General features: G+C 61.6%; 10 protein-coding genes. 5 read left to right on the top strand and 5 right to left on the bottom strand.

Annotation, left to right across the window (positions count from 1 at the left end):
• Positions 1-44: 44 nt before the first annotated feature.
• Positions 45-4,808: a beta strand repeat-containing protein gene (locus CHU95_RS07150; RefSeq protein WP_133065463.1), complete on the bottom strand. Its 4,764-nt coding sequence runs from the start codon at positions 4,806-4,808 to the stop codon at positions 45-47.
• Between the two features lie 501 nt (positions 4,809-5,309).
• On the opposite strand from CHU95_RS07150, the gene CHU95_RS07145 reads away from it, so the two are divergent.
• Positions 5,310-7,439 (top strand): peptidase domain-containing ABC transporter, encoded by a 2,130-nt coding sequence (locus tag CHU95_RS07145; RefSeq protein ID WP_094455183.1) that lies wholly within the window; start codon positions 5,310-5,312, stop codon positions 7,437-7,439.
• A complete protein-coding gene (locus tag CHU95_RS07140; RefSeq protein WP_165772067.1) occupies positions 7,436-8,854 on the top strand; it encodes an HlyD family type I secretion periplasmic adaptor subunit in 1,419 nt (472 codons plus the stop codon). The genes CHU95_RS07145 and CHU95_RS07140 overlap by 4 nt, the downstream gene beginning before the upstream one ends.
• 11 nt (positions 8,855-8,865) lie before the next feature.
• Here CHU95_RS07140 and CHU95_RS07135 read toward each other — a convergent pair whose 3' ends face one another.
• From CHU95_RS07135 to CHU95_RS07125, 3 genes are all read right to left on the bottom strand, one after another.
• Positions 8,866-10,719: an O-linked N-acetylglucosamine transferase, SPINDLY family protein gene (locus CHU95_RS07135; RefSeq protein WP_094455179.1), complete on the bottom strand. Its 1,854-nt coding sequence runs from the start codon at positions 10,717-10,719 to the stop codon at positions 8,866-8,868.
• Positions 10,720-10,723: 4 nt separating this feature from the next.
• The gene (locus tag CHU95_RS07130; RefSeq protein ID WP_094455177.1) at positions 10,724-12,688 is read right to left on the bottom strand and encodes an O-linked N-acetylglucosamine transferase, SPINDLY family protein; all 1,965 of its coding nucleotides are present in this window, start codon (positions 12,686-12,688) and stop codon (positions 10,724-10,726) included.
• Positions 12,689-12,753: 65 nt separating this feature from the next.
• Positions 12,754-13,713, bottom strand: coding sequence for a UDP-glucuronic acid decarboxylase family protein (locus CHU95_RS07125; RefSeq protein WP_094455175.1), 960 nt, complete (start codon positions 13,711-13,713; stop codon positions 12,754-12,756).
• 186 nt (positions 13,714-13,899) lie between these two features.
• Here CHU95_RS07125 and CHU95_RS07120 point away from each other — a divergent pair, with 186 nt between their 5' ends.
• Complete coding sequence (locus tag CHU95_RS07120) at positions 13,900-14,610, top strand: hypothetical protein (RefSeq protein WP_133065462.1); 711 nt, start codon at positions 13,900-13,902, stop codon at positions 14,608-14,610.
• Positions 14,611-14,626: 16 nt separating this feature from the next.
• On the opposite strand, the gene CHU95_RS07115 is transcribed toward CHU95_RS07120, so the two are convergent.
• On the bottom strand, positions 14,627-15,259 hold the full coding sequence (locus CHU95_RS07115; RefSeq protein WP_133065461.1) for a hypothetical protein: 633 nt from the start codon (positions 15,257-15,259) through the stop codon (positions 14,627-14,629).
• Between the two features lie 489 nt (positions 15,260-15,748).
• Here CHU95_RS07115 and CHU95_RS07110 point away from each other — a divergent pair, with 489 nt between their 5' ends.
• Complete coding sequence (locus tag CHU95_RS07110; RefSeq protein WP_207762409.1) at positions 15,749-18,103, top strand: TonB-dependent receptor; 2,355 nt, start codon at positions 15,749-15,751, stop codon at positions 18,101-18,103.
• A gap of 154 nt (positions 18,104-18,257) precedes the next feature.
• Entirely contained in the window at positions 18,258-18,938 is a 681-nt protein-coding gene (locus CHU95_RS07105; RefSeq protein ID WP_094455170.1) for a Fe2+-dependent dioxygenase, read from the top strand.
• The last annotated feature ends 113 nt before the right edge of the window (positions 18,939-19,051 follow it).

The raw sequence follows: 19,051 nt of genomic DNA, 5'->3' as shown, positions 1-19,051 counted from the left end.
CCCTCTCCCGGAGGAGGGGGCCGGCCCTGACACTCAATCAAGGATCACAGGAACAGAGAGTTAACCTGCGCGGTGGTCATCGAGCCGACCTGGGTGGAGGTGAAGCCCGCCACCTGTGCGTCCGACATCGCCGCAATATCGGTGGTTTCCAGACCGCCAATCTGCGTCGTCGACAGGCTGGAGATCTGTGTGGTTGACAGGCCCACGACATTGGTGGTTGTCAGCGCAGCGATCTGGGTGGTGTTGAACACACCGAGCTGCGTCGTCGTCAACGCCCGGATGAAGGTTGAGGTCAATCCGATTAACTGACCACCGGTTATACCGACCAGCGACGTCGTTGCCAGCGACGCAATCTGCGACGTCGACAAGGACAGAAGCTGGGTGGTCGACAACATTGCCAGTTCCGTGGTCGTCACGGCCAGGAACGGAATGTCCGTCGTTTCCAGTGCCCGCAGGAAGGTCGTGGTCAGATCCACGATCTGGGTGGTGGTGATCTCGGTGACCTGGGTTGTGGTCAGGGCAACGATTTGGGTGCTGGTCAGGGCGCCCAGACCCGTCGTTGTCATCCCGGCAAATACCGTGGTCGACAGGCCGGCGATCTGGGTCGTGGACAGGGACGCTACAAGGGTCGTGGTCAAGGAAGCGAACTGGGTCGTGGTGAACACAACCAGATCGGTGGTCTCAACCGCGCGGATCTGCGTGGTGGTCAGCGAGGACAGTTGGGTGGTCGTCAGAACACCCGTCTGCGTGGTCGTCAGACCGGCGATCTGGGTGGTGGTCAACGACCGGAACTGGGTGCTGGTCAGCACGGCGAGGTCGGTCGTTTCGATGCCACCAAACTGGGTGCTGTTCAGCGCCACAATCTGGGTCGTCGTCAGCGACGTGATCTGCGTCGTGTTGAAGGCGGCCAGATCGGTTGTCTCGATGCCGCCGATCTGGGTCGTCGTCAGCGAAGCGATCTGGGTCGTCGTCAGGCCGCCCACCTGCGTCGTGGTCAGCGACGCAATCTGGGTGGTGCTCAGCGCCCGGACCTGGGTGGTGCCAAGGCTGGCGATCTGGGTGGTGGTGAGAACCACAACCTGGGTGGTCGTCAGCGACGGAACCTGGGTTGCCGTCAGGGCCCCCAACTGGGTCGTTGTCAGTCCGCCGACCCCGGTGGTGGTCAGCGCGCTGACCTGCGTGGTGCTCAACGCGGCAACCAGGGTGGTGGTCAGCGAAGCCAACTGCGTGGTGGTCAGAACCACCAGGTCTGTCGTCTCGATGGCGCGAACCTGGGTCGTGGTCAGCGAGGACAGTTGCGTGGTGGTCAGGATACCGGTCTGGGTGGTTGACAGGCCCGCGATCTGCGCCGTGGTCAGGACCCGGAACTGGGTGCTGGTCAGGGCCGCCAGATCGGTCGTCTCAATCGCACCGAACTGCGTGCTGTTCAGCGACACAACCTGGGTCGTGGTCAGCGCCGTGATCTGGGTGGTGCTGAACGCTGCAATGTCGGTGGTCTCAATCCCGCCGATCTGCGTGGTCGTCAGGCTGGCGACCTGCGTGGTCGACAGGCCCCCCACCTGCGTCGTGGTCAAGGACGCAATCTGGGTGGTGTTCAGCGCCCGGACCTGGGTGGTGCCAAGGCTGGCGATCTGCGTGGTCGTCAGAACCACAACTTGGGTGGTCGTCAGCGACGGCACCTGGGTGACCGTCAGTGCCCCCAACTGGGTGGTGGTCAGGCCGCCGATCCCGGTGGTGGTCAGTGCGCTGACCTGTGTCGTGCTGAGCGATGCAACCTGGGTCGTGGTCAGCGAGGAGAGCTGCGTGGTGGTCAGGACCACTAGATCCGTGGTCTCGATGGCGCGGACCTGGGTCGTGGTCAGCGAGGAGAGCTGGGTGGTGGTCAGGATGCCGGCCTGGGTGGTCGACAGGCCCGCAATCTGTGCCGTGGTCAGGACCCGGAACTGGGTGCTGGTCAGAGCCGCCAGATCGGTCGTCTCAATCGCGCCAAACTGTGTGCTGTTCAGCGACACAATCTGGGTCGTGGTCAGCGCCGTGATCTGGGTGGTGCTGAGGGCCGCGATGTCGGTGGTCTCAATGCCACCGATCTGCGTGGTCGTCAGGCTGGCGACCTGCGTGGTCGACAGGCCACCCACCTGGGTCGTGGTCAGGGACGCAATCTGGGTCGTGTTGAACGCCCGGACCTGGGTGGTGCCCAGACCGCCGATCTGCGTGGTGGTCAGCACCACAACCTGGGTGGTCGTCAGCGAACCAACCTGCGCCGCCGTCAGTGCGGTCAGTTGTGTGGTCGTCAGGCCGCCGACCGCCGTGGTGGTCAGCGCGCTGACCTGCGTGGTGCTGAGTGCTGCAACCAGGGTGGTGGTCAGCGAGGCCAACTGCGTGGTGGTCAGGACCACCAGATCCGTGGTCTCGATGGCGCGGACCTGGGTCGTGGTCAGCGACGAGAGCTGCGTGGTGGTCAGCACGCCGGCCTGGGTGGTCGACAGGCTGGCAACCTGTGCGGTGGTCAGCGAACGGACCTGGGTGGTGGTCAGAGCCACCAGATCGGTCGTCTCAATGGCGCCAACCTGGGTGGTGTTCAGCGCTGCCACCTGTGCGGTGGTCAGGGCGGCGATCTGGGTCGTGTTCAGGGCCGCAACATCGGTCGTCTCAATGCCGCCGATCTGGGTCGTGGTCAGTGCGGCAACCTGCGTCGTGGTCAGACCGCCGACCTGGGTCGTGGTCAGCGAAGCCACCTGCGTGGTGTTCAGCGCACGAACCTGCGTCGTGCCGAGCCCGCCGATCTGCGTGGTGGTCAGCACCACAACCTGGGTGGTCGTCAGCGAACCGACCTGCGCAGGCGTCAGAGCCACCAATTGCGTCGTTGTCAGGCCGCCGACCGCCGTGGTGGTCAGCGCGCTGACCTGCGTGGTGCTGAGTGCTGCAACCAGGGTGGTGGTCAGCGAGGCCAACTGCGTGGTGGTCAGGACCACCAGGTCCGTGGTCTCGATGGCGCGGACCTGGGTCGTGGTCAGCGAAGAAAGCTGGGTGGTGGTCAGCACGCCGGCCTGGGTCGTCGACAGGCTGGCAACCTGCGCGGTGGTCAGCGAACGGACCTGGGTCGTGGTCAGGGCCACCAGATCGGTCGTCTCAATGGCGCCAACCTGGGTGGTGTTCAGCGCTGCCACCTGTCCGGTGGTCAGGGCGGCGATCTGCGTCGTGTTCAGGGCCGCAACATCGGTCGTCTCAATGCCGCCGATCTGGGTCGTGGTCAGTGCGGCAACCTGCGTCGTGGTCAGACCGCCGACCTGGGTCGTGGTCAGCGAAGCCACCTGCGTGGTGTTCAGCGCACGAACCTGCGTCGTGCCGAGCCCGCCGATCTGCGTGGTGGTCAGCACCACAACCTGGGTGGTCGTCAGCGAACCGACCTGCGCAGGCGTCAGAGCCACCAATTGCGTCGTTGTCAGGCCGCCGACCGCCGTGGTGGTCAGCGCGCTGACCTGCGTGGTGCTGAGTGCTGCAACCAGGGTGGTGGTCAGCGAGGCCAACTGCGTGGTGGTCAGGACCACCAGGTCCGTGGTCTCGATGGCGCGGACCTGGGTCGTGGTCAGCGAAGAAAGCTGGGTGGTGGTCAGCACGCCGGCCTGGGTCGTCGACAGGCTGGCAACCTGCGCGGTGGTCAGCGAACGGACCTGGGTCGTGGTCAGGGCCACCAGATCGGTCGTCTCAATGGCGCCAACCTGGGTGGTGTTCAGCGCTGCCACCTGTCCGGTGGTCAGGGCGGCGATCTGCGTCGTGTTCAGGGCCGCAACATCGGTCGTCTCAATGCCGCCGATCTGGGTCGTGGTCAGCGCGGCAACCTGCGTCGTGGTCAGACCGCCGACCTGGGTCGTGGTCAGCGAAGCCACCTGCGTGGTGTTCAGCGCACGAACCTGCGTCGTGCCAAGGCTGCCAATCTGTGTGGTCGTCAGCACCACAACCTGGGTGGTCGTCAGCGAACCAACCTGGGTAGCGCTCAGCGCCACCAACTGAGTCGTGGACAGCCCCCCGACCTGGGTCGTCGTCAACACACTGACCTGGGTCGTGCTGAGGACCGGCACCTGGGTTGTGGTCAGCGAGGCCAATTGTGTGGTGGTCAGAACCACGAGGTCCGTGGTCTCGATCGCGCGGACCTGGGTCGTGGTCAGCGAAGAAAGCTGCGTGGTGGTCAGGATGCCGGTCTGGGTGGTCGACAGGCCTGCGATCTGCGCCGTGGTCAGCACCCGGAACTGCGTGCTGGTCAGGGCGGCCAGATCGGTTGTCTCAATGGCGCCAAACTGTGTGCTGTTCAGGGCCACAATCTGGGTGGTGGTCAGCGCCGCAATCTGGGTCGTGTTCAGCGCCGCGATGTCGGTGGTTTCTACACCGGCAATCTGCGTCGTCGTGAGTGACGCGACCTGGGTTGTGGTGAGGGCGCCGATTTGTGTGGTGTTCAGGCCCGCGATCACCGTGGTGTTCAGGGCGCGAACCTGTGTCGTGAGAAGCCCACCGACCTGGGTGGTTGACAGCCCGGCGATCTGCGTTGTTGTCAGTGTGGCGAGATTGGTTGCCGAAACGGCGCCCAACTGGGTGGTTGCAAACCCAGCGATTACGGTGGTGGTTAACCCACTAAGCTGGGTGGTCGCCAGCGCAGAAACCTGGGTGGTCGACAACACCGCGATCTGGGTGGTCGTTAACGCACCGGTTTGTGTCGAGGAGAGCTGCCGCAGCTCTGTCGTCGTCCACGAAGCGATCGTCGTTGTGGTCAACGCCGTGATCTGCGTGGTCGTGAGGAACGAAATGATCGACATGGCTGACTCCAGAGTCATAGCGGGTAGTGGACAAAGAGGATGGTCAACCCTGCCTGGAAGAACACCCTTGCCCACATTTCAACTGGACTTACTTGCAACAAGTATGCCAGTTCAAAAGCGGGCACCCACAATCTGGAGCCGATTACCGTAAAAGCACGCACCGTATCGGCGCGCAAGAGCGCTGGCCGAATAGCCGGGTCCGTTCCCCTTTTGGTATAGGCGCCCAAATTTTTTGGGTCATTGCGGATAGAATACCCATCCATAAAAGGAGTCAAGATACATTAGGTGTACCTCCTGCATTTTTGAGGTCGAGACACCATGGAACCCTTGGGTCTACCCCGATTGCGACCGGTGGGGGACCGGTTGGGGGGCAATCTAAGAATGTGGCGGTACCGTAGCGGCGAATTTGCCGGGGTGTCGTCGTTTTTTGTCGTGCAATCGACAGAATCACATTAGTTTGCGCGACTTGGATGGCTTCCTTCTTGCCAATGGACGTGGCGATTGTCCCCTTACATCACGGTATTGCGCTGCCTGTTCCTGATTGCCCTGCATCATGGCGTGCAGTTGGCACCAGATGAGTTGCCGCAGGAATCGCAGGGCGATCACGTCACCAGTGTTTTGAAATCCATGCGTTCGGCCGGTCTGAAAGGGCGGCATGTGCGTATGAGTTGGAAGTCGGCCTGCGAACTGGGTAGCGCCTACCCGGCAATTGCGATCATGAAGGATGGGCACTGGGTAATCCTTGCCTATGCCCTGCTGTCCGAAGGCGTGATGCACGCCGCGGTTCTGGACCCGAGGCGTGAAGCCGAAGGGGTGCGGTTTGTACCGGAAAGCGAGTTCGTCGCCGATTGGTCAGGGGAGGTGATCCTTTCCAAGCGCGTGTGGGCCCTGCTCGACGAAGCCCAACCTTTCGGCTTTCGCTGGTTCTTCCCTGAAATCCTTCGCAACGCGAAGTTTTTCCGGGGCGTCGCCATCGCCACGCTCATGGCCAACCTTATCGGCCTGTTCATGCCGATGATGTTCCAGGTTCTGGTCGACAAGGTCGTACCGCATCACAGCTACCAGACATTGTTCGTGATTGTGATTGTCTATCTGGTGCTGACGGTTTTCGACGGGTTCTTCGGTTACGTACGCCAGAACTTGATGCTTCTGGCCTCCAATAAAATCGACGCAAGACTGACGTCGCGGACCTTCCAGCATCTTCTGTCGCTGCCATTGCACTTTTTTGAGCGCAACAGTGCCGGTGTCCTCACCCGGCACATGCAGCAGACCGAGAAGCTGCGCCATTTCCTGACCGGCCGCTTGTTCCAGGTGATCCTGGATTGCATCACCCTGCCGGTGCTGTTGGTGCTGCTGTTCTTGTATAGCGGGCTGCTCATGGCGGTCGTGCTCGGGTTTTCGCTGGCCATTGCCGGGATCATCGGCTGTATGGTGCCGATGTTCCGGCGGGAATTGGCCCGTCTTTATGAAACGGAGGCCAGTCGGCAGGCCCATCTGGTTGAAACCCTGCACTCCATGCGTGCCGTCAAGTCCCTGGTGCTGGAGAATAACCGGCAGATTGCCTGGGACCAGAAGGTAGCGCAGGCGGTGCGCCGACATGCCAATGTCGGCCGGATCAGTGCCCTTGGCAGTGTACTGACCACAGGCCTGGAAAAGGTGATGCAGATCGCCATCCTGTCGATCGGTGCGGTCCAGGTCTTTGACGGGCACCTGACCCTGGGTGCCCTGATCGCCTTTAACATGCTGTCAAGCCGGGTGACCGGACCGTTGCTGCAGATGGTGGCCCTGATCAACGAGTATCAGGAGGCCGAGCTGTCGGTGAACATGCTGGGCAATGTCATGAACAGCGAGCCGGAACGACATGGCCATACACGCCAGTCGCGACCCGTGATCACCGGCAAGATGGTCTTCGATGAGGTGACGTTCCGGTATAATCCCGGCGCCAGCCCGGCCTTGAACCGTGTGTCATTCGAGGTTGAGGAAGGCCAGGTGGTTGGGGTGGTGGGACGGTCCGGATCGGGCAAAACCACGATCACCCGCCTGATCCAGTCAATCCACCTGCCACAGGAGGGGTTGATCAAGCTGGATGGTGTTGATCTGCGCCATATCGACCTCAACCATCTGCGCCAATCCATCGGCGTGGTTCTGCAAGACAATCTGCTATTCCACGGCACGATCCGCGAAAACATCGCTGCCGCCCGGCCCGACGCGCCATTTCAGGAAATCCTGCAGGCGGCCCAGATGGCGGGTGCCGATGAATTCATCGACCGGCTGCCAATGTCCTATGATACAATGGTGGAGGAGAATGCGTCCAACTTCTCCGGTGGTCAGCGTCAGCGTATCGCCATCGCCCGCGCGCTGGTCACCAAGCCCCGTCTGCTGATCTTTGATGAAGCCACCAGCGCGCTTGATCCAGACAGCGAAGCCATCGTCCAGCGCAACCTGACCCGCATTGCCCAGGGCCGCACCATGGTCATCGTCTCGCACCGGCTCTCCTCGCTGGTGAAGGCGGACAAGATCATGGTGCTGGAACAGGGACGGTTGGTCGATTGCGCCCCGCACTCCACCTTGCTGCAACGTTGCGACATTTACCGGCACCTATGGGAAACCCAGACACAGCACATCCATTGACGCGGCCCTGGCGGGCATTGCGCGAGCGCTGGCGGCTGTTTGTCGGCACGCCGGCCCCCCGCATGCCCGTGGCGCCCGAGGCTCTGGAGTTCCAAACGGAACTTGAGATCATCGTGCGCGAACCGCCGCCGGCCATCCTGGGGGCGCCGCATCTGGCGGCCGCCGCGATGCTGGTCATCATCGCGGTCATCGCCTGCTTTGTGCAGGTGGACAGGATCGTGGTGGCACCGGGCCGCCTTGTCACCCAGGCCGCGCCCATCCTGCTGCAGCCGATCGAACGGTCGGTGGTGCGGGAGTTGCGGGTTCAGCCCGGTGACATCGTGCGCAAAGGTCAGGTGCTGGCCACGCTGGACCCCACATTCACCGAAGCTGATCGCGCGGCCCTTTCGTCCCGTCAGCGGTCATTGTTTGCACAGTTGCGGCGTCTGGAACTGGAGAGTGCGGGCAAGGATGTGCCGGAAAGCATGGCCGCTGATCCCGACCCGGATATGATGTTGCAGACCAGCCTGATGCGTCGGCGCCAGGCCCAGTATGCCTCCCGTCTTGCCAGTTTTGACGGCGATATCGCCAGCCTGGAAGCCAGCCTGCGGTCGACGATGGATGAACAGAAGGCCCTGACAGGGCAGCTTGCTGTTTATCGGGATGTCGAGAATGTCCGGGACCAGCTTTTCAAGGCGCAGACCGGTTCACGTCTGCAATTGCTGGAGTCACAGGCGGCGCGGATGGAGGCGGAACGCAGCCTGCAGACCATGACCAATCGGATTGAGGAGCTGCGGGCCACCTTGACCGCGCGCCGGGCTGAACGTCAGAATTTCATTGATGACTGGCAACGCCAGTTGCTGGAACAGTTGGTTGAGACCCGTCATCAGGCCAGCCAGGTTGATGAAGATCTGGCCAAAGCCGTGCGCCGCAATGATCTGGTGGAACTGGCCGCCCCCGCCGACGCCATTGTCCAGGAGGTTGCCCGCATGTCGCCGGGCGCTGTCGCCCGCGAGGCCGAGGCGCTGATTACCCTGGTCGCGCTGGATACGCCCCTGATCGCCGATGTCACCATCAGTTCCAGCGATATCGGCTATGTAAAGGCCGGCGATATGGTGGAGGTGAAGGTCGATCCGTTCCCCTTCCAACGCCATGGCATGCTGAAAGGGACCTTGCGTTCGGTCAGCCGGCAAAGTTTCGCGCCCGGAACGGTCGAACAGTCCGACGCCCTGCGTATGCCGGTGGTGTCAGCCAGCTATATCCATCGGGCGCAGGTCGATCTGGTTTCGATGCATCTGGACCGGATGCCACAGGGTACGACCCTGACCGCCGGCATGTCGGTGCAGGCAGAGATCAAGGTCGGCAGCCGCAGCCTGATGTCCTATTTCCTGTATCCGATCCTGCGTGGCCTGGATGAGTCGCTGAAAGAGCCTTGATCGGGGGGCGGTTAAACCGTCCCCCGAAGGGCGACCTGCGCCAAGGTATCGTCGAACCCGCGGGCGAACCGGGCGGTGTCACCAAGGGTGGCCCGCCATGCCGCCGGGGTGACACGTGCGGTGACGGACGCATGCCAAGCCGCATCCGTTGCATGGCGGACGGCCCGGTCCACATAATCAACCATGGTGGTGGTGATCAGGTCGGGCAACCCCATCGCCTGTAAAAGACTACCGGCCATCCGGCTGGCAAACGGTTCGCCAGACAGGGTCAGGATCGGCAATCCCATGCGCAAGGCATCACTGGCAATGGTTCCGGCATTATAAGGGGTCGTATCCAGGAACAGGTCGGCCAGCGCCATGCGGGCCCGGTAATGGGCGGGGTCGGTGCGGCCCGCGAAATGGAGACGGTCCGCCGCCACACCCTGTTCTGCTGCGCGCGCCCGCATATGGGCCACGGCCCATTCATTATCGGCCAACACCCAGAGGATCGAACCGGGTGCGCGGCGCAAAATCTCCATCCAGGCGTCAAACATCCTGTCGGAAATCTTGTAGGGATTGGAAAAGCAGCAGAAGATGAAGGCCTTCTCCGGCAGCCCTTCCGCCGCCCGGCTGACCGGTGGCAACTGGAACGCACGGCTGTCATTGGCCTGATAGACACCGGGCAGGTAGAGCGGACGCGGCCAATAGTCGGCGGCCAGCGACGGCGGAATGGCATATTCATCGGTCAGGATGTAATCGAGTTCCGGCACCGGCACCGGCCCAATAAAGCCAAGATATGTCGCCTGGACCGGCGCCGGTTTCCAGCGCAGCACCCCTAGACGGTCGCCCGCCGTCGCCCCGTTCAGATCAATCAGAATGTCGATCTCATCCGAACGGATCAGGCGGGCAAGGGTTTCATCATCCAAGGACCGCACCATCCGCCGATGGTCCAGCGCCGCCAGGATGCGGTCCCGGATGTCACTGCCATCTTCCGGGCTGGAACAGTAGCCATAAATCTCAACGCGGGTGCGGTCGTGCTGTTCCAGCAGTTCGGCCATCAGATAGCTGATCGGATGGCGGCAGAAATCCGATGAAAGATACCCGATACGCAGCCTGTCATGGGCGTAACCATGCGCCGGGGCCAGCCGATGGGTCGGCGCGAGCAGCCGGGCCCAGCGCCGGTCGAGCCAATTGGCCACCGCGAGCCGTTGCGCCGCCACCGTGTCAAACAGGGACAAGGTGGCCAACGCCCCGGACTGCGCCATCAGGTCTGCTGCCGTGCGGCCGGGAACCGGGGGAGCAAAGATCGGCCAGGCACAGATATTTTGCCGGACGAAGGCCCAGTGCTGAACCACGTCCGGCTGGTCCGGGTTGATCAATAAGCTGCGATAATAGCATCCTTCGGCGTCGGCCAACCGCCGTTGCGCCTCCAAAACCCGGCCCCGCTGGTTCAGCAGCGTGGTCCGGGCCCCATCATCCTGCAAAGCCTGTCCGAGAAGGGTGGCGGCCCCCTCCAGGTCCCCCGACGCCTCCCGCAGATTGGCCAGATTGACGGCAGCCTGCCACAGGTCAGGACGCAGGATCAGCGCGTTCTGGTAGGCGGTCGCGGCATCGACCGGCCGATTCAGATTGGACAGTTCAACACCCAGGTTGAACCAGACCAGCCCGATCGCCGGTGTGGTTTCACCCTGCAAAAGCAGCCAGCCGTGCAGCATCTGCACCAGCAAGGAGCGGCTTGCGGGCGGACAAGCAAATGAAAGGGACAGCATATCGGGGACCGTCAGCCCGTGCAGCCATTCCCGCCAGGGCGCCTGACCTTGCGGATCAGTTGCCAGATGCGACGCACTGTGCAACGCATTCCGCAGAAGCGCGAGCGGGCTGTCCATCTCCTCACTCCGGCCGCAGCCAGAAGCGGGTATCGTAGGGTTGCGGGGTCAGGGCGTGGCGATGCGCCATCCGGGCCCGATACCGTTCTTCATAATCGGCAACGAAGGCGAATTCTTCTAAATCATGGTCGAATGCGCTGCCGATTTCCAGATAGGTGTCCAGATTGGTCAGGTCAGGGACCGGCAATTGTCCGGCTTCCCATTCCGACCAGACCTGATCAAACAGATCCTCCATCGACCGGACAAACAGGTCGGTATCGAACAGTACCGACTGTCCACGCAGTGCCAGCAGCTTCTGTTTCAGGGCCAGCAGTGCCGGACGGTCATTGCCCAGGTGAACCGCCTTTTCCACATATTCCCGCGGGTCCAGGCACACAAGTTCCGGGATGCCGGCCGCCATCACCAGACTGGCGCAGACACGCGAATGGAAGCCACGGCCGGGCACCGTCAGCACGGGCACACCTGCCCACAGGGCATCCGACGCGGTGGTGTGCGCCCCATAGGGGCTGTTATCCAGGAAAAGATCGGCCAGCGGGTACCGGGCCATATGGTCGGCATTGGCGGCATAGGGCGCAAAAATGATCCGGGATGGATCAATGCCCCCTGCCGCCATCAATTCCAGGAAGCGCCCATCGGATTCCTTGCCCGCCGCCAGAATCCACAGCACGCTATTGTCCACACGGCGCAGAATTTCAACCCAGCGTTCCAGCGTGAAACGGGTCAGCTTCTGCATGCCGTTGAAGCAGCAGAATACTGTCCCTTCCTCCGGCAGCCCGCAATCGGCCCGTGTTGGCACCTTGGGCGACACCACACGCTTACGGTCATTGGGCTGATAACAAGGCAGGCGCATCACCTGTTCAGAGTAATATCTCTCCGACCCCGGCGGAATGATCACATCATCGGCAATGATGTAGTGATGATAGGGGCTACCGGCGGTACCGGGAAAGCCCAGCCAGTTGATGATGACCGGGGCGGGGCGCCGGGCCAGCATCCGGGTCCGGGCATCCTTGGTATGGCCGTTAATATCGACCAGAATATCAATGCCCAGTTCCTCGATCAGGGCGGCGGCCTTTTCATCATCCAGGCCATTGATATCGTACCAGTGGTCGACACTGCCACGGATGCGCAGCATGGTCGGGTCCTCCATCTGGAACCCGCAGAAGAAGGCAAACACCTCGACCCGCGAACGGTCGTGCAGGGAAAACATTTCCGACGTCAGATAACCGATGGCATGACCACGCAGATCGGAAGAGACATAGCCGATCCGCAGACGCCCATCCTCCCGCCGCCGCCGTCCTTCAAAATCCGCACTGGTCTTGAAGGTCTCCGGCCAGCCCACGTCACGGCGGCAATAGTTGGCGGCCACCGCCAGCGCCAGCATCGGATCGTCCGTGTAATAGGCCAGGGTCAGTGGCGCCATGCCGGCGACCATTTCGGCGGGCTTGATCGGCCCGACCGGTGACGGTACCGGCCATTTGCACAGCCGTTGCCGGGCATTCAACCAATGCTGCAGCTCCTCACGATTGTAAGGCGCCACATCCAGCGACAGGCGCAGCATTTCTTCCGCATCGGCCACTTGCTGTTGTTGTGTCAACACACGGGCCAGTTGCTTCAGAGCAGTCACCTTGTAGCTGACCGTATCTGAAGCGACCGTTGAAAGCTGGTTGACCGCCTGACGCCAGTACGAGATCGCCAGATCCATCTGGCCCAACCGCTCCAACGCGCTGCCCAAAGAAATCACCGATGGCATAAAGTCGGGCCGCAAACGCACAGATTCGTTGAAGGCCAAGAGGGCCGAATGGACCTCGCCCGCATTCAGCAGCAAGGTGCCCAGGTTGAAATGACAGGCGTGCAGCGATGGGTCTGTCGGGTTCTCCTCTGCCCATTGCTGGTAAAGGGCAATGGCACCAGCCCGGTCCCCGGACCGTTCCATGTTCTGTGCAGCGGCGAACAGCTCAAAGATATTCATGGCACCTGATACCGGGCATGTCGGAGAGAAGATAGGAGCGGCAGACGGTGGGTAGGCGGCGCGCCTCAGGCGACCTCCACCCCCAACTGGTCGGCAAAATAGGCAATCGTCCGCTTCAGCCCTTCCTCCAGATGGATGGTCGGCTGCCAATCAAGCAAGGTCCGTGCCTTGGTGATGTCGGGGCAGCGCTGCAAGGGATCATCCTGGGGCAGGGGCTTCACCACGAAGTCAGACTTTGCCCCTGTCAGCCGCACCACATTCTCTGCCAACTGCCGGATCGTATATTCACCCGGATTGCCGATATTGATGGGGCCAGTCACGTCATCGGGGGCCGCCATCAGCCGGATGAACCCGTCAATCAGATCGTCGACATAACAGAAGGACCGGGTCTGGCTGCCATCGCCATAGATGGTGATGGGTTGGCCCTGAAGGGCCTGAACGATGAAATTCGATACGACACGGCCGTCATTGGGGTGCATGCGCGGGCCATAGGTATTAAAGATGCGGGCCACCCGGATATTGACCCCGGCTTGCCGGTGGTAATCAAAAAACAGCGTTTCGGCGCAGCGCTTGCCCTCATCATAACAGGCACGCGGACCGATCGGGTTTACATTGCCGCGATAATCCTCGGTCTGGGGATGGACCGTCGGGTCGCCATAGACTTCCGAGGTGCTGGCCTGGAAGATCTTAGCCTTGGTGCGTTTGGCCAGGCCCAGAAGGTTGATCGCCCCATGCACGGAGGTCTTGGTGGTCTGGACCGGATTGAACTGGTAATGAATGGGCGATGCCGGGCAGGCCAGATTGTAGATCTCGTCAACTTCCACAAAAAGCGGGAAGGTGACGTCGTGGCGCATGACTTCAAAATAGGGATTGGCGAGCAGATGCCGGATATTCTCCCGCGAGCCGGTAAAGAAATTATCGACGCAGAGAACCTCGTGGCCATCCTTCAGGAGACGTTCACACAGGTGGGAGCCGAGAAAGCCAGCGCCACCGGCAACCAGAACCCGCTTACGTGCCCGCTTCATGTTTTTTCCTTTTGACCGGTGTCTGAAGCCCGTCCCCGTTCGGCAGGCCTTCCGCGATGGACATTGCTCATTTATAACCCGCCCGGGGGGGTACCTGCCAAGCGCTAGCGTCGGCCCCTCTCTGGTTTCGCCTATTTCGTGTCGGTTTTCTTTCGCGAACCTTGCCCCAGAACCAAGGATGTGCCGGTGACCCGTCTGTTTCGTCACTGCCTTGTTGCCGCCGGCCTGCTGTTGGTGACGGCTTGCGGCAGCCCACCGCCGGTGGCGCCACCGCCCGTCGCCCCGGCCCCCGCTGACCCCGAACTGGTTTTCTGGGAAAGTGTGCGCGACAGTAAGGATGTGGCTGAATACTACGCCTATTTGCAGGCCTATCCGGCGGGTCGTTTTTCCGCATTGGCGCGAATCCGGATTGACGCGCTGACACCCAAGCCGGCCCCAAAGGCCGCCACGCCGGCGCCGCCGCGCGCCAAACCCCCGACCCCCAAGGTGCAGGCGCTGCCCCCCAGCCACCAGCAGGGGGAACCGACCATCACGGAAGCGCCGGCACCGCCGGTGAACTGGGCCAAGATCGACGATCTGTCCGGGCGGGCCAACCCGTTGCTGCGCAGCCAAATCATGGATTGCTGGACACCGCCGCCATTGCCGACCGGTGCGGGCAGCTATCGGGCGGAAGTGGGCATCTATTTTGATCCCGCGACCGGGCAGGTGCGCGGGGCTGCTTTCCTGGGTGGCAACCGGGAAATGACCGATGCGACCTTTGCCCGTTTCGTCAACAGCGCCTTGGCCGCCCCGATGGACCCGGCCTGCCGATCCCTTGATCTGCGACAGGCGGGTATCGGGCAGGGGACGGCAACCACGGGCCTGGTCCTGCTGTTCGCGCTGGACAGCCCGCCCTGATCGCGTGGTCGTCCCCTCAGAGATTGACCAGTCCGCCAATGTCCTGCATGCGCGCCCGCAGCCAGGCCTGGTCTTTCCAGTGCCCCTGTGCCCGGCTGGAACGACAGGCCAGGATCGCCGCGGCGCGTCCATCCTGATCTTCGGTCACCCGCAGGCATGGCGGAAGGCGGGTACGGTAATGCGCCAGGAGGGCAGGTGGCGGTGCGGGCATCTCGGCGACCCAGCGTTCCGCCATATGGAAACGATCCCGCATCATCAGCGAGATCATGTAATCGCAGACAGAGACCAGCCGGGCCTCCTGTTCCCCGAAAATCGCCAGCATGGGCAGCAGGGGCGCAAGGGCCGGGGCCACATGATTGGCAACAATCTGTGCGTTCCAGTATTTGCCCGCAATCTCGGCAAAATGCGTCAGGTCCGCGATATTGACAATATCCGCCCTGGCCAGCGGCAAGATCTCTACCTTCGGCTTGGTCACTGTCACGGTATCATTGGCAACATCCACATAAAGGGCACCCATCTGCGTGGCATTTTGGAAAAACTGGCCGCGCAAGGCGCCCCAGATCGGCCGGATAATGCCACCAGACCGCACAAAGGCGGCCATCGCCCGTTCAGCCGGCGCCGTTGGCCGGGCCAGGCGCTGGACCAACACCGTCAGAACCGTTTCCGTTATTTCCGTGCATCGCCCCAACGGATAAACTTTGTCAGGCGTGATACAAGGATATTTCATCTGTAATTGCTGATCTAAACTCTCCCGAAGATGGTAAAGATAGGTAAATATTTCCTGCTGCAAAGGTATGATAAATCGGTTGGTTAACGCTAACTGCATTCGGTCTACGGGCGCAATCTGTTGAGGAAGAAGGGCTAAATTAGATTTTGGCATTGGTTCCGGAAGTGCGATTTAGACTTTGGAACAATCTATAGCTGCTATGGTATTCACGGGTGAACCCACGCAGCCATGCAGGCTAGCCGGTTAAGTCATGCGCCCATCGCATGGTGTTTCCCGCTTCATGGTTTGCGAATGCGAATGGCTCGCAATATAGTCCGCGCGACGGGATGGCGCGGCCGCTGATCCGGCCGCCGCGTTAATAAAGCGACTAAGAATTATTGGCATATGATGCCGGATGAAAGGTCTAAAGACATGGATGAGAACACACATTCCCAGGTCATGCGTGGGCGCATGGCCCTGATGGCCGCGCTGTCGGTCGGTGTTGCAGCGTCGACCGCCCCGGTTATGGCGCAGCAGGCGGCTGCGGGAAGTGATAAAAAGACGGTCATCCTCCCGACGCTGGGGGTGGAAGGGCAGGCGGTGGCCCCGGCGAACAAGCCGGAAACGGTGGCATCGCCGAAATATACAGCGCCGCTGCGGGAAACCCCGCAAACCATCACGGTCATCCCCAGCACGGTGATCAAGGAACAGAACCTGCTGAACCTGCGGGAGATCCTGTCCAACGTGCCCGGTATCACCTTTGCCGCCGGCGAAGGCGGGGTTGGCGCATCCGACAGCATCACGATGCGTGGTTACAGCGCGACCAGTGATATTGCCGTCGATGGCGTGCGTGACAGCGGTGCCTATGTTCGCTCCGACAGCTTTAACCTGGAGCAGGTGGAGGTCACCAACGGCGCCAACTCCGTCTATTCGGGTTCCGGCTCGGTCGGTGGCACCATCAATCTTGTCTCCAAGATTGCGAAGGATGACAGCTTTACCCAGGCCAGTGCCGGTATTGGCACGGATCATTACTATCGCGCCACCGTTGATGCGAACCAGAAGCTGGATGATAACACCGCGCTGCGTATCAATGGTATGTGGCACCGTAATGATGTGCCCGGCCGCGATGTCGAAGAATTCAAGCGCTGGGGCTTTGCGCCGTCACTGACCCTCGGCCTGCGCAGCGACACACAGGTGTCGTTCAGCTATTTCCATCAGGAGGACAATAACATCCCGCAATATGGCGTGCCCTACGCCCTGAACGCGGTGTCCAATGGCATTTTGCCAGGTGCGGACCGCGAAGCCTATTACGGCTATCGCAATGTCGACACCCAGGAAAGCACGGTTAACAGCGGGACCGTGAAGATCGACCACCGGTTCAACGACACACTGTCGGTCAGCAATCTGTCGCGTTGGCAGAAGGTGGATGCGTTCGTGACCACTTCTTACCTGCAAGGGACCTGGTGCCTGTCCAGCGGCATCAATGCCTATACGGGGGCGGCCTGCACCACGCCGGGCCTGTACACGCCCAATACCAATCGCGGGATCACCCGCGATGCCACCACCACGATGCTGTATAACCAGACCGACCTGAAGGCGAAGGTCGTGACGGGCGGCATCACCCATGATCTGGTGCTGGGGGCGTCGATCTCGTCGGAGAACTTTGACCAGGAGTCGGGCAACCGCCTGCGCAATGCCAATGGCACGGTGCCGACGGCCAGCTTTACCCCCATCACCATCGCCAACCCCGAGAATGTCTGGAACGGTCCGGTGAATTTCGCCGTGGGTACCGATGCCGACAGCGAGTTGGAGAACCAGGCGCTGTACCTGTTCGACCGCGTACAGCTCAACGATCAGTTTGAGCTGAATGGTGGCGTGCGTTGGGAGCATAATAAGGGCAGCTACCAGACCACCAGCTTCACCTATGCCACCAGCGGCGTGACCACCACGGCGGCCCCGGTGGCCCGCAATGAGGAGAACCTGTTCTCCTGGCGTGCCGGGGCTGTGTTCAAGCCGTTGCCCCATGGCAGTGTCTATATCGCCGTCGGCAATTCCAAAACCCCGTCGCAGAGTGCCGTCAACGGCGCCTGTACGGCGACCGGCGCAGGTGCCACCTGCAATGTCGATCCGGAAACCGCCAAGAATTACGAGATCGGCACCAAGTGGGATTTGCTGGATGCCCGCCTGGCCCTGACCGCCGCGCTGTTCCGTAACGAGCGCACCAATTACAAGGTTACCTCCAACGACCCGGCCGTGCCGGATCAGCAGTTGGATGGCAAGTCGCGGGTGGATGGTGTGGCGCTGGGTGTGGCCGGCATGGTGAGCGAGGGCTGGAACGTCTTCGCCAACTATACCTATCTCGATAGCGAGGTTCTGCAGGGTGTGTCCGACTTCTGTCTGGCCAACCCGACGGTTGCTGCCTGCGCCACGGCGCTGGCCGCCAATAATGGCCGCAAGGGTGCTCCGCTGACCAGCACCCCCAAACACGCCTTCAGCCTGTGGACCACCTATGACCTGCCCACCGGTGTGCAACTCGGCTATGGCGCCACCTATCAGGGCAAGATTTATCCCAGCAATTCCACCACGCTGATGAATGCGGTGCCCGGTTATTGGGTACACCGCGCCTCGGCCTCTTACTTCGTCACTGATCAGGTCGAATTGCGTCTGAACGTCAACAACCTGTTCGACAAGACCTACTATACCCGTGTCCGCAATGTTGCGGCCAGCGGCTGGGCCACACCGGGCGAGGCGCGCAACGCCATGCTGACGGTCAATTACAGCTTCTGATCCGCCCGTCCCACGGGATTGGAAGCTGGGGCAGGGCAGCGGCGGCTTCAGGCGGCCGCTGCCTTTCTCTCAGAGGCCATAGAGTGCAAATCAGAGTAGATCGCATTATGCTTGATCCAAGCGGTGTTTCGCTTTTCGGTTAGGGTGCCTTGTCATGATGATCAGTATTCCCGCGCTGCTTTCGCCCGAACAGGTTCGGCAATGCCGACAGGCCCTGGATCATGCCGATTGGGTCGATGGCAAGGGCACGGCGGGATTTCAATCCGCCAAGGTGAAGGAAAACAGCCAGTTGCCGGAAGGCCATCCGGTCGCCCAGCACCTGGGGCAGATCATTCTCGACGCCCTGTCGAAGAACCTGCTGTTCATGTCGGCGGCCCTGCCGGCCCGTGTCTTTCCCCCCTTGTTTAACCGCTATGCCGGGGGACAGCATTTCGGTGCCCATGTTGACAATGCCGTCCGCCAAGCCCCGTTCGGCGGCCCCCGCATCCGCACCGACCTGTCCTGCACCCTGTTTTTCAGTGATCCGGAAGAGTATGAGGGCGGGGAGCTGGTTGTGGAGGACCTGTATGGCCATCATGCGGTGAAATTGCCCGCTGGTCACATGGTGCTTTATCCGAGCTCCAGCCTGCACCATGTGCGGCCCGTGACAGCCGGCGCCCGTGTCTGTTCATTTTTCTGGCTGCAAAGCATGGTACGCGATGATGGCGACCGCCGTATCCTGTTTGATATGGACATGGCCATCTTGGCCTTGAACAAGGACATGCCCGATCATCCCGGCATCCTGACCCTGACAAACTGTTACCATAATCTGCTGCGGCGTTGGGTGGAGGTGTGAGCCCGACGCGCGAGGGGGCGGCGGCACCCATGCCCATGGCAGGAGAGGCCCAACGGCGTTGGAGTCACGCTGAAGTGCGACTTGATTGCAGTTCAGTGTAGTCAGTTCGCGTG

The sequence above is a fragment of the Niveispirillum lacus genome (genome assembly GCF_002251795.1).
Classification (GTDB): Bacteria; Pseudomonadota; Alphaproteobacteria; order Azospirillales; family Azospirillaceae; genus Niveispirillum; species Niveispirillum lacus.
The sequence above is the reverse complement of the archived record's forward strand: the minus strand, read 5'-3'. Positions and strand labels throughout refer to the sequence as shown.

What these genes read in the sequence shown, in the direction of transcription:
- CHU95_RS07125 (WP_094455175.1), bottom strand. Translation starts at nt 13,713, where the DNA reads ATGAAGCGGGCACGTAAGCGGGTTCTGGTTGCCGGTGGCGCTGGCTTT.
- CHU95_RS07110 (WP_207762409.1), top strand. Translation starts at nt 15,749, where the DNA reads ATGGATGAGAACACACATTCCCAGGTCATGCGTGGGCGCATGGCCCTG.
- CHU95_RS07135 (WP_094455179.1), bottom strand. Translation starts at nt 10,719, where the DNA reads ATGGACAGCCCGCTCGCGCTTCTGCGGAATGCGTTGCACAGTGCGTCG.
- CHU95_RS07130 (WP_094455177.1), bottom strand. Translation starts at nt 12,688, where the DNA reads ATGAATATCTTTGAGCTGTTCGCCGCTGCACAGAACATGGAACGGTCC.
- CHU95_RS07150 (WP_133065463.1), bottom strand. Translation starts at nt 4,808, where the DNA reads ATGTCGATCATTTCGTTCCTCACGACCACGCAGATCACGGCGTTGACC.
- CHU95_RS07105 (WP_094455170.1), top strand. Translation starts at nt 18,258, where the DNA reads ATGATGATCAGTATTCCCGCGCTGCTTTCGCCCGAACAGGTTCGGCAA.